The organism is Mesorhizobium sp. WSM4840 (genome assembly GCF_055811755.1).
Genome location: NZ_JBVVQD010000033.1, coordinates 24,117 through 38,549 on the forward strand (window position 1 = coordinate 24,117; position 14,433 = coordinate 38,549).

General features: G+C 62.0%; 15 protein-coding genes. 6 read left to right on the forward strand and 9 right to left on the reverse strand.

Annotated elements, in window-relative coordinates:
• Positions 1 to 87 precede the first annotated feature (87 nt).
• The 5 genes from AC0L3I_RS30390 to AC0L3I_RS30410 all read right to left on the reverse strand — a co-directional run bounded on the left by AC0L3I_RS30390 (position 88) and on the right by AC0L3I_RS30410 (position 2,581).
• Positions 88 to 387 carry a hypothetical protein gene (locus AC0L3I_RS30390; protein ID WP_473529351.1) on the reverse strand — a complete coding sequence of 100 codons (300 nt, stop codon included), beginning with the start codon at positions 385 to 387 and terminating at the stop codon, positions 88 to 90.
• A 175-nt stretch (positions 388 to 562) separates the two neighbouring features.
• Complete coding sequence (locus tag AC0L3I_RS30395) at positions 563 to 973, reverse strand: DUF3168 domain-containing protein (RefSeq protein ID WP_473529352.1); 411 nt, start codon at positions 971 to 973, stop codon at positions 563 to 565.
• Positions 974 to 1,108: 135 nt separating this feature from the next.
• A complete protein-coding gene (locus AC0L3I_RS30400) occupies positions 1,109 to 1,375 on the reverse strand; it encodes a DUF1488 family protein (RefSeq protein ID WP_473529353.1) in 267 nt (88 codons plus the stop codon).
• A gap of 13 nt (positions 1,376 to 1,388) precedes the next feature.
• Positions 1,389 to 1,637: a hypothetical protein gene (locus AC0L3I_RS30405; protein ID WP_473529354.1), complete on the reverse strand. Its 249-nt coding sequence runs from the start codon at positions 1,635 to 1,637 to the stop codon at positions 1,389 to 1,391.
• 233 nt (positions 1,638 to 1,870) lie between these two features.
• Positions 1,871 to 2,581, reverse strand: coding sequence for a TetR/AcrR family transcriptional regulator (locus tag AC0L3I_RS30410; RefSeq protein ID WP_473529355.1), 711 nt, complete (start codon positions 2,579 to 2,581; stop codon positions 1,871 to 1,873).
• A gap of 19 nt (positions 2,582 to 2,600) precedes the next feature.
• Here AC0L3I_RS30410 and AC0L3I_RS30415 point away from each other — a divergent pair, with 19 nt between their 5' ends.
• Positions 2,601 to 3,179, forward strand: a complete 579-nt coding sequence (locus AC0L3I_RS30415) for a cupin domain-containing protein (protein WP_473529356.1) — start codon at positions 2,601 to 2,603, stop codon at positions 3,177 to 3,179.
• Between the two features lie 143 nt (positions 3,180 to 3,322).
• Here the strand turns inward: AC0L3I_RS30415 and AC0L3I_RS30420 are convergent, their stop codons facing one another.
• Entirely contained in the window at positions 3,323 to 4,879 is a 1,557-nt protein-coding gene (locus AC0L3I_RS30420) for a trimethylamine methyltransferase family protein (RefSeq protein ID WP_473529357.1), read from the reverse strand.
• Between the two features lie 184 nt (positions 4,880 to 5,063).
• On the opposite strand from AC0L3I_RS30420, the gene AC0L3I_RS30425 reads away from it, so the two are divergent.
• From AC0L3I_RS30425 to AC0L3I_RS30445, 5 genes are all read left to right on the forward strand, one after another.
• Positions 5,064 to 5,702 carry a TetR/AcrR family transcriptional regulator gene (locus AC0L3I_RS30425; protein WP_473529358.1) on the forward strand — a complete coding sequence of 213 codons (639 nt, stop codon included), beginning with the start codon at positions 5,064 to 5,066 and terminating at the stop codon, positions 5,700 to 5,702.
• Positions 5,703 to 5,900: 198 nt separating this feature from the next.
• Positions 5,901 to 8,060: a transglycosylase domain-containing protein gene (locus tag AC0L3I_RS30430; RefSeq protein ID WP_473529359.1), complete on the forward strand. Its 2,160-nt coding sequence runs from the start codon at positions 5,901 to 5,903 to the stop codon at positions 8,058 to 8,060.
• Positions 8,061 to 8,178: 118 nt separating this feature from the next.
• A complete protein-coding gene (locus AC0L3I_RS30435) occupies positions 8,179 to 8,763 on the forward strand; it encodes a DUF1214 domain-containing protein (RefSeq protein ID WP_473529360.1) in 585 nt (194 codons plus the stop codon).
• Positions 8,756 to 9,304: a DUF1254 domain-containing protein gene (locus tag AC0L3I_RS30440; protein WP_473529361.1), complete on the forward strand. Its 549-nt coding sequence runs from the start codon at positions 8,756 to 8,758 to the stop codon at positions 9,302 to 9,304. The genes AC0L3I_RS30435 and AC0L3I_RS30440 overlap by 8 nt, the downstream gene beginning before the upstream one ends.
• A gap of 549 nt (positions 9,305 to 9,853) precedes the next feature.
• Positions 9,854 to 10,873 (forward strand): hypothetical protein, encoded by a 1,020-nt coding sequence (locus tag AC0L3I_RS30445; RefSeq protein ID WP_473529362.1) that lies wholly within the window; start codon positions 9,854 to 9,856, stop codon positions 10,871 to 10,873.
• A 149-nt stretch (positions 10,874 to 11,022) separates the two neighbouring features.
• Here AC0L3I_RS30445 and AC0L3I_RS30450 read toward each other — a convergent pair whose 3' ends face one another.
• The 3 genes from AC0L3I_RS30450 to AC0L3I_RS30460 all read right to left on the reverse strand — a co-directional run bounded on the left by AC0L3I_RS30450 (position 11,023) and on the right by AC0L3I_RS30460 (position 13,928).
• Positions 11,023 to 11,370 carry a DUF1491 family protein gene (locus AC0L3I_RS30450; RefSeq protein ID WP_123149214.1) on the reverse strand — a complete coding sequence of 116 codons (348 nt, stop codon included), beginning with the start codon at positions 11,368 to 11,370 and terminating at the stop codon, positions 11,023 to 11,025.
• A 79-nt stretch (positions 11,371 to 11,449) separates the two neighbouring features.
• Positions 11,450 to 12,217 carry a peptidoglycan-binding domain-containing protein gene (locus AC0L3I_RS30455; protein WP_473529363.1) on the reverse strand — a complete coding sequence of 256 codons (768 nt, stop codon included), beginning with the start codon at positions 12,215 to 12,217 and terminating at the stop codon, positions 11,450 to 11,452.
• A complete protein-coding gene (locus AC0L3I_RS30460; protein WP_473529364.1) occupies positions 12,192 to 13,928 on the reverse strand; it encodes a PAS domain-containing sensor histidine kinase in 1,737 nt (578 codons plus the stop codon). The genes AC0L3I_RS30455 and AC0L3I_RS30460 overlap by 26 nt, the downstream gene beginning before the upstream one ends.
• Between the last annotated feature and the right edge of the window lie 505 nt (positions 13,929 to 14,433).

Genomic DNA, 14,433 nt, shown 5'->3' on the forward strand with positions numbered 1-14,433 from the left:
TGAAGAACTGCCCTATTGAAGAGTTGCCCTGTTGAGAAGCTGGGCGTGAGATATAGGCCGATTCCAGCGCCTGGGAAACGGCAGGGATCAGTTCAGCGGAACGACGATCTCGGTGCGGCGCGGACGCTGCCCGTCCTTGCCCGGGACCAGCACGACGATGACGCAGACCGGCTGGCCACCGCGCGTCGACTGCGACGCCTTGGCCAGCGTGCCGCCATTCTGCTCGGCAACCTGCTGACCGATCGCGTAGCAGTCGGAGGCAGCCAGGATGATCGGCCGGTTCTGCTCGGGCACGACGACCGGCAGCGCCCTCGCCTGCGACGCAAACAGACCGGCAGCGCAGAGCGCCAATGTCGCGGTTCGGAAATGGGAGCGAAGCGTTTTCATGATCAGCGTCCTAACGCATCGGTGCTGAACGTGAAATGAACAGTGAACGCCTGCAACACATGCCTATCTCACCCCCTGAAACGCGAGACAACCAACCTTATGATTTTGGCGCCCCAACCCGGCAAATTCATCCAAGCGCCAGTCTAGACTGTGTTGCAGCCAGATTGAAAGCGCGTCAGGCGTTTTCTTCCGTCACGGCGCGAAAGCGCAGCAGCCCGTGATAGGCTGAAAGGTCCTCGTCGTAACGGGCCTCGGTGAATTCGAGCCTGAGATTGATGCGGTGATGCTTGTCGAGCGCGAGCGCCGCATCCTGGAGGCGGGTGCTGACAAGGTCCATAACATCGAGCATTTCTTTCCTGGCCTCGGACTTCGACCAGAAATGCAGCGTGAAAAGCTGCTCGGCATCGTTCTCCATGCCGGTTGTCCAGTCGTAGACGCTGGTCCGGCCGTAGGTGACATAGGGGAATGGGACATTTTCCGGGGCATGATCGAACAGTTTTGCGCCGCCCAATGCCACTGACAGGGAACCATCACCGTTCAACGCTTCGAACAAGACCTTCTGCAGCGCGGCGGCCGGCGCGGTCATCGTCTTCTCCCTCGCCCGTCACGGCTGAACAGGCCTTCACCCCGACAGCGATTTCCGCTTGCAGCGTAGCCGCGTTGACGGTCTGGCGCCAGATCACTGGATTTCCAAGGTCCCGATCGCGCGGACGGTCGGGATCTATCGAAAATCGGCCGCTGTCAGCACATACATGCTCTTGCCGGTACGGGCATAAGCATTCCTTGCGACGTCATGTATGGGACCGACGGCCGAATCGAAGGCGGCGAGATACGTGGCTTCGGCTGTCGCCGTCTCCGGCGGTGCCGTCGAGATGGCGTCTGCATGGACAAAGAAAGAAATCTGGGACATGCCGTCATAACCGACGAAGCGGATCCGTCGGCTCGCCTCGTCGTAGCTTCGACTTAGATTTGGAAATGTCAGGCTCATGACTTGACCGCCGTTAAGCGGTTCCCGCCTTCTTGACTGCCGCCCGCTTTTTCTTGGGAGCGACGGGATTGAGGGCTTCCGCCGCACGGTCGGCCTCTTCCTTGGCCAGCCGCAGCGCCCGCAACCTTTCGGTCTTGATAGTCCTGGCTTTGGCCTCGGAAACATATTCGGCCGTAGCCTGGTTTCGCTCCGCAGTTTTCTTCTGCTTTTCCATGAAGCGCGCTTCAGCTTTTTCCATGATATTCTGATTGAGTTCCGCCATTGATAAAATCTCCTTTTCGCTGAGGTGATGAAAATTAGTTCCTCACCTAAAATAGGAACTCGGAACGGAAAAACCAATTTTCAAAAATGTTTTTGATTGATCAAATGTCTGAAAGACATCATGAAATACTAGAAATTGCATTCGCACCGACCCCAAATGCCGTACCGACTGCTCATATACCCCGCTCCAATCAGCGCTAGATCGGGAAACGGCCCGCGCCGGCCCCGCTGGCTTCAGGCTGACGGTTTCTTGCTTCGGCGGTCCAGCAAACTCGAGCTCACGCTGCGGACGAGGACGATCATGGCCTCCACCGCCTCCTCGTCCGACAGGCCCTGGTTCTCAACCAGCGATTGCCACGTCGTGAAGTCCAGCGCATGCCCTATCGCTGCAGCAGGCAACCGGGCGGTTTCGCTATCAGGAACGAGCCAGCCTTCTTCAAGGATCGCGACGCCGTTTGCGAGAACCTGTTGCCGGCGGGCCAATGCCGCGGCAACAACCGGCATTTCGGCATCGCGATACAGATTTGCGAGGAGTTGCCGCTTGCGCCTGTAATAGCTGTAGAGTTGAAGGAGCGCCGTCCGGAGCCGGGCTTCCGGTTCGACGATCAATCGCCAGGCCTCGGGACTTGGAGGAGGGTCCTGGCCGAAGGAATATGCCGAGCAGGCATTGAAGACCGCTTCCTCATCGGGAAAATGGCGGTAGACGGTCAGCCGCTGCACCCCCGCTTTCTCGGCGATAGCGCTCACGGTTGTTCGCGACGGACCCACCGAGCTGTGCAGCTCGAATGCCGCGCGGGCGAGCGCAAGATGGGTCTCGGCCTGTTTGACCGCGCGCCGCTGCAATCGATATGAGCGCCGCTGGCCTTCTTTCAGTGAACTCACGTGATCACCAATATTGACATGGGTTTGAATGACGCCTAGAAATGGGTGATCGGCAGCGTACACCCATTTTCAGGAGGATGATATGGAACGCGCATTGCCTGATTCGGCCCTCCAACATACGACAGCTCATCCGACTGCCAACGAGGCATCGGGGCCTATCACGGTTCAGCCCGGGGCCGGCGACCGCTTCGATCTGGGCGGTTTCGGCATCCGCTGGAAGATCGACGGGTTCCACACGTGCGAGCGCTTCTCCATCGTGCACCATCCGCTGGCGCTCCGTGCACTGGCGGCGCCGTTGCACCGGCATCACCGCGAAGACGAATATTCGTATGTGGTGAGCGGCAATCTGGGCGCGTTGCTTGGCGACGACATCATTACTGCCGGGCCGGGCACATGGGTGTTCAAGCCGCGAGGCCAGTGGCATACGTTCTGGAACGCTGGCGACACGCCGTGCGAAATTATCGAAGTAATTTCACCGGCGGGGTTTGAGAACTATTTCCGCGAGTTGGCAGCGATCTGGCCCGACAGGACAAAGTCCGGCGAACTTTTACGAAAGTACCAACTGGATATGGACTTCGAGAGTGTTCCAGGCCTCTGCGCTCGTTTTGGACTGACGTCCGCCCGCCCCGCCGCAACGATCCGCGCCGAGGATAGCGGATGACGGCGCAGCGCCTCCGCCCCGATTTCGCAGCGATAGACGAACGAAACGGGATGACCGCCGAAAGGGCAAGGCGCAGCATCCTTGGCCCGGAAATGGTTAGGGCTCACGGCCGCCACCTATTCGTGCAGGGACTGCACTGATCCTCACGACACCGGTGCTGCGCCACCCTCTTCCGTGCGCCGCGCTATGAATTCGTCGAGAACACCTGATGTGGCAGCGGCGGAAGCCGGCGGCCGAAAATCGGCCAGCAGCCGTTTCCAGATGCCGGTGGCGCGCTCCGTGGCGGTTCTTGACCCGGCCTGCGTCCAGTTGCCGAAATTCGACCAATCGGCGACCAGCGGCTCGTAGAAAGCGGTGCGGTAGCGCGCCATTGTGTGCCCGGCCGAAAAGAAATGCCCGCCCGGCTGCACTTCGGCGATAGCCTCGAAGCCGATCGCGGCCTCGTCTCCGGGCGTCGCCGCGCAGAGTTCGGAGACCGTCTGCAGTGCCTCGATATCGGTGATCAGCTTCTCGAACGAAACGCTCAAGCCGCCTTCGAGCCAGCCCGCGGCATGGATGCAGACCGTTGCACCCGCAAGCACCGAGCCCCACAGAGCGAACTGCGTTTCATGGGCCGCCTGCGCGTCCGATATGTTGGCGGCGCTGCCGCCGCCGGACCGCCAGGGAAGGCCGGTGAGGCGCGCAAGCTGACCGGCGCCGAGCGTCGCCTTGACGTGCTCCGGCGTGCCGAACGCCGGCGCCCCCGACTTCATGTCGACATTGGAGGAAAACGAACCATAGACGACCGGCGCGCCCGGTCGCACATTCTGGGCCAGCGTCAGCCCGGCCAGCGCTTCGGCGTGCTGCAGCGTCAGTGCGCCGGCCACCGTGATCGGCGCCATGGCGCCGGCCAGGCAAAAGGGCGTGATGATCAACACCTGCCCCGCCTTGGCAAAGTCGATGATGCCTTGCGCCATCGGAATGTCGAGCTGACGCGGCGAATTGGTGTTGATGACGGTGTAGCAATGAGCGCCCGAACGGAATTCGGCCTCGGACAGGCCGCGCGCCAGCCGCAGCATCTCGAAGCCGTCCTCGACCTGCGGCGTGCCGCGCGCGAAGACGAACGGTAACTTGTCGGAGAGCGTCAGTTGAGCCCGGTTGACGGCATAATGGCGGAAACGGTTGTCGATGTCCTGCGGCTCGATGCAAGGTCCCAGCATATGCAGGACGTCGAAATGCTGCACCAGGCGGATCAGATCCTTGAAAGCGGCAAGCGTTCCCGGCCGCCGGCCGCGCTCTAGATCGGTGACGTTCGGCGCCCCGGACCCCGCCAGGAACGTCATCGAGCCAAGCTCGAGCGTCAGGTCGCGGGCACGGTCACCAGCGTGCGCCCGGATCGATTTCGGCGCAGAGACCAACGCCGCCGCGACAATGTCGCGGCCGATGCGCACCATTTGACTGTCTTCGTCGACCAGCGCACCGGCACGAGCAAGAATGGTGCGCGCCTCCGGCAGCAGCACCTTGACGCCGAGTTCCTCGAGCACGCGCAGCGCCGTGAGATGTATCGCGGCGACCTGGTCGGCCGAAAAGATCGGCTGCGGCAGGAACGGGTTCTTCAGCGAACGATAGTCCGGCCGGCGGCTGGTCTCGCTGCCGGCCTCGCCGGTTCGTCCGTGCCGCCTGCGTTCGCGCCTGAGATCACGTGCGGCGTCATCGATCATGGCGGATACTCCTCATTGCCGTATTGCCCTGCCGTATTGCCCTGCCCTGGGGATCGTAGGGAGAAGCCGCTATGACGCGCGCCGGCCGCTCGGCCCAGTTCGTTGAGGCGGGCAGGATACTTGCACTGTACATATGTGTCTAGTACGGTTGTATGCAGTTCCCCCTCATGCCTATTGTGCGGCCATGATCATGATTGCTCCGCAGGACGAGCCGGCGCCCGGCAACATCAAGGTGACGCGCTGGGACTGGATCAATCTTGCACTCCAGACATTGATTTCAGACGGCATCGAAAGCGTGCGCGTGCTGCCGCTCGGCCAGAAGCTCGGCGTTTCGCGCTCAAGCTTTTACTGGTATTTCGATAGCCGTCAGGATCTGCTCGACCAGTTGCTTGCCCATTGGCGGAACACCAACACCAGGGCGATCGTCGAACGCGCGCAGCGGCCAGCCGAAAGCATCATCATGGGCGTCATGAACGTGTTCGAATGCTGGGCGGACGAGCGCCTGTTCGATCCCAGGCTCGACTTCGCCATCCGGGAATGGGCGCGTCGTTCCGACGACGTGCGCCGGGCCATCGACCAAGCCGACAAGGACCGGCTAGGCGCGATCCGCGACATGTATCGCCGGCATGGCTACGACGAAGAGGATGCCTTCATCCGCGCCCGTGTCCTTTATTACATGCAGATCGGTTATTATGTGCTCGACCTCAAGGAACCGGTCGAGGCGAGAGTCAGTCATCTCGCCGCCTATCTGCGCAGTTTCACCGGCCAGGAGCCAAGCGACGCCGACGTGGGACATTTCATGCGCTTTATCGCGGCGCGGTAATTTGAAAGCGGATGCGAGGTGCCAAGGCGGTGGAGGTTGCAGGCCCCTACCCCTCGCATCGACAATCCGTGCCGCAAAAGTCCCCCTCGCCCTTGTGAGCGGGGCCAAAATGGACGAATAGTCTTGGCTGGCGCGCCGCCCTGAAATTGCCCGCATGCAGTTTCTCAGTGAGAGGCGTAGCCGCAGCCGGATCCTGGAATGGCCAGTCCTTTGAAACCACGCAGGAGAAGAGGTCCGATTGCCGCAAGACTGCTGGCAGCGGATGCGTGGTTCGATTCCTCGCTCTACGAGATCGGCTTCAAGGCGCGCCGGTTCTGGGAAGCGGCCACGATTTTTTTCCGGCGCTTCCGCGTCTCCGGCTGGCGCCGCGGCATCATCGAACTGTTGAGCGAAGGTTTCACCCTCGGCGCCGGCGGCATCGTCGTCATGCTGGCGCTTGCCTTGCCGGCCTTCCAGGAAACCGCCGGCGACTGGCGTGCCCAAGGCGATTTCGCCATCACCTTCCTCGACCGCTACGGCAACGAGATCGGCCAGCGCGGCATCATCCAGCGTGATTCGGTGCCGGTCGACGAGATGCCCGACCAGGTCATCAAGGCGGTGCTGGCCACCGAGGATCGGCGTTTCTTCGATCACTACGGCATCGATGCGCTCGGCCTTTCGCGCGCGATCTTCGCGAATGTGCGGGCGAATTCCGTGGTGCAGGGCGGCTCGAGCATCACCCAGCAGCTGGCCAAGAACCTGTTCCTGACCAATGAACGGACGCTGGAGCGGAAGGTCAAGGAAGCCTTCCTGGCGCTGTGGCTCGAGGCCAATCTGTCGAAGAAGGAAATCCTGCAGCTCTATCTCGACCGCGTCTATATGGGCGGCGGCACGTTCGGCATCGAAGCGGCCGCCGATTTCTATTTCGGCAAAAGCGTCAAGGATGTGAACCTCGCCGAAGCGGCGATGCTGGCCGGCCTGTTCAAGGCACCGACCAAATACGCGCCGCACATCAACCTGCCTGCTGCCAGGGCGCGGGCCAATGTGGTGCTGTCGAATCTCGTCGAAGGCGGCTTCATGAGCGAGGGTCAGGTGCTGCAGGCGCGGCTGAATCCGGCTGAAATCGTCGACCGCGGCGAGCAGAAGAGCCCGGATTACTACCTCGACTGGGCATTCGAAGAGGTCAAGAAGATCGCCGCGAAGTCCGGCCAGCATTCGCTGGTCGCTCACACCACTTTCGACGCCAACATCCAGAAGGCGGCGGAAGAATCTATGGAATTCCATCTCCGCCAGTTCGGCAAGGAATACAACGTCACCGAAGGCGCCATGGTGGTCATCGAAACCAATGGTGCAGTCAGGGCGATCGTCGGCGGCCGCGACTACGGTGCCAGCCAGTTCAACCGCGCCACGAAGGCGCTGCGCCAGAGCGGCTCATCGTTTAAACCCTACGTATACGCAACGGCGATGGAGCACGGCTTCACGCCGGACTCCGTCGTTTCCGGCGGGCCGATCTCCTGGGGTGCCTGGTCGCCGCACAATTACAATGACGGACGCGCCGGCAAGGTCACGCTGATCACGGCGATGGCCAAATCGGTCAACACCGTGCCGGTGCGGCTGGCCAAGAATCATCTCGGCATCAAGCCGATCAAGGCGATGGCGGAAGCCATGGGCGTCGAATCGCCGCTCGAATCGCACAAGACGATGGTGCTCGGCACATCGGGCATGACCGTGATGGACCAGGCGACAGGCTATAGCGTGTTTGCCCAGAACGGCTTCGTCGGCTCCCGGCATGGCATCACCCAACTCGTCACCCGTACCGGCGAGGTGGTTTACGATTTCGCCAAAGATGCGCCGCCGCCGCACCGTGTGCTCTCGGAACAGGCGCTGAAGTCTATGAACACCATGCTGGCGGCGGTGCCGGTGATGGGTACGGCGCGGCGCGCTGCTCTTCCCAATATCGTTTCGGCCGGCAAGACCGGCACCACGCAGTCTTATCGCGACGCCTGGTATGTCGGCTTCACCGGCAACTACACGGCTGCCGTGTGGCTCGGCAATGACGACTTCACCCCGACCAACAACATGACCGGCGGCTCGCTGCCGGCGATGGTTTGGCAGAGGCTGATGGTCTATGCGCACCAGAATATCGACCTCAGGCCGATCCCCGGTCTCGATCATCCCTTCGTAGACGAAGAAATCGCCGCCAAGGCCGAGGAAGCGGAAACGAAGAATGCCGAGCAGGCAGCGGCCGACGCTACCGCCGAGCGCCCGCCGGTGCTGTCCAGCCAAACAACGCGGGCGCTCAGGGACATCACAAGACTGTTCCAGTCAGCGCCCGTCCTACGGGCGCCTGCGACGCCGGAGACCCTGTCGGCGCTTTGACGCCGGCACGACGGGCCAGGCCATGCTCGCGCCGGCAATTCCACAGAGGTCCGCTTGCCATCGCCCCCTGCCCCGCGATATCCCCGGGCGGCACTCCTCTTTTTTCCCGCGGCTCTTCATGCTCAAGAACGCATTCCTGACGCTCCTCGCGCTTGCCATAGCCATCGGCGGCGGCGGCGGCAGCGTCTGGTACGCTCTCAAGACGCAGGATGGCATCGGCGCGATCAGGATCGACCCATGGACAGCGTTTCCCGATATCGGCACGAGGGCGGCGGATCCTTATTCGAAAGCCCGCGTGGCGCGCGAGGGTATCCTTGCACTCGGGCAGGCAGAAGGCCTGTCCTTTATCGCCGAACGCGATTCCGGTGGCGAACAATTGAAACGCCAATGCGCCTATGAAATCGAAGGCGGATTTCCCGCGGCCCGGTTCTGGACCCTCTATGCCGCCGATCAATCGCTCGGGGTGGTCGAGACCGGCAAGCCAAGGCTTGCGGCACTTCAATCATACCAGGTGCTGCGCCAGCCCGACAATTCGGTAGTGATTTCCGTCAGCAACCGCCCCGCACCCGGCAACTGGCTGCTTTCCGACGGTTTCGGCCGGATGTATTTCGTGCTGACATTCTACGACACGCCGATCGCCAGCAGCACGGGTCTTTCGGACATCACGCTGCCGCAGATCCTGAAGGTCGGCTGCAATGCGTAGGCTGCTGCACGCGATCCTGCTCGGCCTGCTGGGCGCCGGCATCGTGCACATCGTCGTGCTGCTGCTCGTCCCGGAATTTTCCGAACGTGATGCGTGGTCGCGGCTGGCCATGGCCTCGGACCTCTATAGGATGACCAGGCTGGACGCCGAGGCCGGCGGTATGCCGGTGGTAAAATCCGTCGACCCGCTGTTTAATGCGGCTGCTTGCCGGTTCGATCTGTCAGAAGGGATGGTTCGGGTGAAGGCACCAGGAAACGTCCCGTTCTGGTCCGTATCGGTCTATGACCGCAGCGGCCATAACATCTACTCCTTCAACGACCATAGTGCGACCGGAAGGGTGCTGGACAGTATCGTACTGACGCCGGCGCAGATGATCGAGATCCGCAAGGAGCTCCCGGAGGAATTGCAAGGGGCAATCTTCGTCGAGGTGCCCGTCGACGAAGGCATGTTCGTCATCCGCTCGTTTGTGCCCGACGACAGCTGGAAGCCGGTCGTGTCGCGGTTTCTCGAGCAGAGTTCCTGCGAACTGCAGGCTTACTGACGTCAACCGAAATATGCCGCCGGTTTCCGGCCCAACAGGGTGCGCGGCGCTCATTTACAGTGTTAGAGCGTCCTTTGCGCGCCCAACAGGGCGCGCGGCGCTCTAATGATGCGGAACAGGCAGCGTCCCCGACGATCCCGGCATCGTCGTTGACGAGCCCGGCATCGTCCTTGACGAGCCCGGCTTATCTGGACCCGCGCCTGGCCGCGTCTCGCCCGTCAGCTGCCGTGGCTCGTAGCGGACGCCTGGGAAAATGATCACCGCCGCCGGCGTTCCGGTGTTTCGTTCTGCTCGATTGGTTGCCGCCGTTCGCGGCACGAAAGACAGTACCATGCCCATGGTTCGTGCATTCCTCTCGGTTGCCCCGGAGCACAACGCAACGCCTCCAATCTGATTAAGGACGGCAGTAGGTTAACGGAACGCTAACGGATCGCCGCTAATTTGATCTTTGTTCTGAGGTCAGGAAGTCCTGACCCGAGGCAAATGCGAAACCGACACAGTCCCGGTCGAGCATGGTCCAGATCGTGTCGAGTGTCAGGCGTATCCTTCGTGTCAGCTTCGGATTTCAGGCAAATCGCTATACGGGCTGAATCGGGAAAGGCCGAAAGGCTGTTCCGCGCGGCGGTGTCGGCGTTCTGTTCGCTCACCCGCCCTTCGCGCCGGGAGATCGCACAACTTGAGGATCTGACGCTTCCGCTTTTCGCCAATGTGTCGGTCGAATCGCGCCGCTATGTCGCCGCCGCCCTTTCCGAATGCGAATACGCACCCACTGCGCTGGTCCGGCGGCTTTGCGGGGAGCCGGTCGACGTTGCCGCGCCGTTGCTCATCCGCTCGCGCGCGCTGAGTGATATCGACCTCGTCGCGCTGATCGGACGGCACGGCCTGCCGCATGCGCGCGCCATCGCGCGCCGCAAGGATCTGAACCCGACCATCGCCCAGTTGATCAGGGCACTTGAAAAGCCGACGCTGGTGAGCGTGCGGCAGCAGGAGGCGGTCGCCAAGACGGCGCCTAAAAGCGCCGAAGTCATCGCGCCCAGCCCCGACAGCCAGCATGTGCCCGGCGCCGCCGCCGAGAATGCACGGCGCCGGCTGCGGTCAATGATGCGTGCCGATGATGAGAGCGGCGGCGCGACCGTCAATCCGTTCGCCGGCGCTGAAACCTATGTCAAACTGCGCGAGACGGCGCTGACCGGCAATGTCGCATTCTTCCAGACAGCACTGGCCGACGCGCTCGAAATCGATTTTTCAACGGCGCGGTCGCTCACCGCAAACCAGAACTACACGTCCCTTCTAGCCGCCCTGCGCGCGCTTGATCTCGGCGAAGAGAGGGCGTTCCTGATCACCGTCGCCGTCTATCCCACAGAGTTTCCGCACCCGCAGGCTATTCGCATCTTCCTCGACCGCTACCGACTGCTGCATCGCGACGCAGCGCAGGACAGGCTACGCGGCTGGAAGGCCGAGACACTGTCGAAGGCCGTTCGCAATGCCGGACCGGTTGCGGCAAGCGCCGACATCCGCAAAGCGGACAGCGACAATGCTGCCGCCAGCCCTAAAGCGCGTCGCGTCTGACCGGCCTCATGCGACGCGCTTCAGGTTGTTGTTTTATGCACGTCGTTATCGCAAAACCGCTGCACACTTTTGCGCGACATGCATTAAGGCGCGTCGGGTCTGAAAGAGATTCAAGCGAACGCTTTAAGCCTTTGTTTTCATGCATATCGTTAGAGCGACTTGACGGAAATAAGTTCCTCGACGGGAACAGCGCCGGCCTCGATCTCGACGACCCAGATGTCGGGATCGAATTTCTTCTCCCTTTCCAGTTGTGCGTCAAAAACGGCGGCATCCTCGCCGGCGCCGAGCAAACTGAAGAATCGGTCGTCGGGTTTGGCTGAATCGTAGCTCGTCTGCGGCGCCGGTCCAAACAAGGCAATCTCGCCCATGCGGCCTCGCGCCAGCACGAAGACGGCGCCGGCCTCGGTTGCGCCGCGCTTGACCACGGCGGCAAAGCCGCCGGCGCCGAAAACCCGGCGCAACAGGGCCGATACCCACAGATCGGTGGTTATGCGCATAGCAGCATTCTGGACGACATCGGATGGTACTTAGAGCGCTTTGCGTTTGGGTGAAACCAAAACCGCGCGCCTCCGCCCATCAGTTGGTCAGGCCGATCTCGCGCATCTTGACGTAGACGACCTCGTCGGGCTCGCCGGTCTCAGGCAGCCCGAACAGCGACTGGAACTCCCTGATCGCTGCCTTGGTGCGGGCCCCGACCACGCCGTCGAGTTGCATATCGTCATTGCCGAATGCCTTCAACCCAGCCTGGATCTTGATGATACGGGCGTCGGGTGCCTGCGCCGGCACATCTGCCGGCGCCGAAGCGGAGACGGGAATCGCGGCCAGGTCGTCCGGACGAGGTGCCGGATGGGGCACGACCGTCGAGGCGGTTGGCGTGGCGCCCAGTTGATCGAGCAGAACGCTGTCGATCTCACCGGATGCGTTGAGCCCGACCTTCTGCTGATAGGCTTGTATGGCCTTACGCGTGTTGGGGCCAGAAATGCCGTCGACCGTGCCGGAATAGAAATCCAGGTCCTTCAATATGCCCTGGATCTGCTCGACGACCGGATCGCTCTTGATCGGGGCCAGGCCCGGCCGCACGATGTTGATGGTGGTTTCGGGCTCGTCGGCGCCTGCTTGAGGAAAGCTCTCTATGCTCCTGGTCGCGAAAAACGCGCCGGCATGAGGAAAAGGCTGATACCACAGGGCGTTCGCCGAGACGTAGAACAGCGTCACCAGGAAGGCGGTCGAACCGCCGACCAGAACCGGATTGCGCGAGATCAGGCTGCCGACCGCGACCGCGCCACCCTGGAAGGCATCGCCGCGGCGCTTGACCGTCTTAGGCTGTTTTGCGGAGCGAGCCATGCCTGTCCCCTTTCGTCTCCGCCTTCGCCGCAGGCATTGGCAGCACGCCGGGCTTGTCCGTCGAACGTCCCTTCGGTCCGTTCACCGGCAAGCTGATCGTGACCGTGGTGCCCTCGCCCGGCATGCTTTCGATCGACATCGTGCCCTCGTGCAGCGCCACCAGGCCCTTCACCAGTGACAGGCCGAGCCCGGTTCCCTCGAAGCGGCGCGTATAGTCGTTCTGGATCTGCATGAACGGCTTGCCGAGATTGGCAAAGTCTTCCTCGGCGATGCCGATGCCGGTGTCCCTGACCCAGAAATGCAGTCGCGAGCCGATCCGCTTGGCGCCGACGACGACATCGCCGCCATCGGGCGTGAACTTGATGGCATTGGAGACTAGGTTGATGAGTATCTGCTGCACGGCACGACGATCGGCGTTAATCTCGCCGGCATCCGGTGCGATCTGAGCCTGCAGATCGATGTTCTTTGCCTCGGCCTGCAAGCGCATCATCGACTGGCACATTTCGACCGCTTCCACGAAACGGAACGGTTCCGGCTCGGTTGCATAGGCGCCGGCTTCGATCCTCGACACGTCGAGTATCGAGGTGACGACGGCAAGCAAATGCTGGCCGGACTCCTTGACCAGGCCGACATATTCCTTCTGGCGCGGATCCTTGAAGGTGCCGAACATCTCATGCAGCAGCATGTCGGAAAAACCGATGATGGCGTTCAACGGCGTGCGAAGCTCGTGGCTGACGACCGCCAGAAACCGTCCCTTCGCCACTTCGGCAGACGCGGCCGCCTCTTTCGCAGCGGCAAGCTCTTCGCGCAAGCCGGCGAGTTCGTCGTTCTCGCGCAGGACGAGCGCGAAGACATCCTCCTGCTCCGCCCGCATCAGCTCAAGGGAAAACGGCCGGTAATTGTCCGCCATTGGGCCGTTGCCGTTTTGCGGCAGTCGGACGCGAAGATCGAGCCGACGCGCCGACGCGCCATCGCGCATATCGGCCAGCGCGCTGAGGTATGCGACGCGATCGGACAGATGGATGCGGTCGAACAGGCCGCTACCGGACAGCAGTTCCGGCTGCAGCTTCAGGATCGTGCGCGCCTTTGCCGACGCATCCAGAACCTCGCCATGCCTGCCGGTCCGCAGGACAACGGCGTCAATGATGTTTTCGAGCCGATCGTCGGTCGCCGGATCAAGCCGCGCGCCGGCCGGATTGCCAAGTCTCGCGACGCGCGGAACGACGGTGAGCGTCCAACCCAGCGGCAGCAGCCAATGCCAAGCGGTGATTTCCGCCGGGCTGAACGGGAAGACTGAACCGGCAAAAGCCTGCAGCAGGATAGCGACAAATGCAGCTATGGCGCCCCAGAGTGCGGCGCGACGAGACGCCCCGATCCACCAGGCTTCGAACGGCAGCGCCACGACAAGCATGGCGACCGGCGAGGCCGGACCGTCCGCCGCGGCAATGACACCGGCAAGAGCAAGACTGCCCATCACCAGGGCGACCTGGCCGGCAAACGCCATCTTGCCCGATGCCGCCACCAGCAAGGCGGCAAACCAGCAGAGGCCGAAAGTCGCAAAGATCGCAGCCATGGTCACGGCCGCGCCCATGCCCGAGGTGACCAGCGTGACCGCCGCACCTGCCGCAAAGAACGGAGCGGCCAGCATGACACCGATAAACCGGCGCTGGCACCGGCGGTCGTTCTGTCCGAGGATCGACGGATGAACCATACGTTCGCAACCGGCTGCCATAGCGCCGGGCAACTCAACGTATCTGGCCCTTATCGAACTCAACTCAACGCACTCGCACCTGGTCGTGAACTGCCCCGCTTCGCAGGATTGCTTTTGTTGATCTGAAACTCGCATCCAGCGTTTAAGGAATGGATAAGGCAGGAACCGATCAATGCCCGGCCTGAGACAAATATTGGGAGGCGGGCGCGGCAAAACCTTGGCAATTGCAGCCATAGTAAATGGAGCGTTATCCGGGCGAACCGCCCTTTCGCCTCCGGCAGTCGCCACCGGCACACCTCGTTTCGGGGAAATAACTGCGGAAAACAACCGGATAGATGGTTAACCTAAAGTGAAGAAAATCGGCTGGATTTGAGACAAATCCATCGCAAAATGCTTCGTTTCGAATTTGCCTAAAATTTGAGGAAAATTTTCGCTGACCGGGCAAGCCGTCCTTTGCGCGGCTATGCCACTATCGTACCCATAAAGAGGTCATGCCGCACGAATG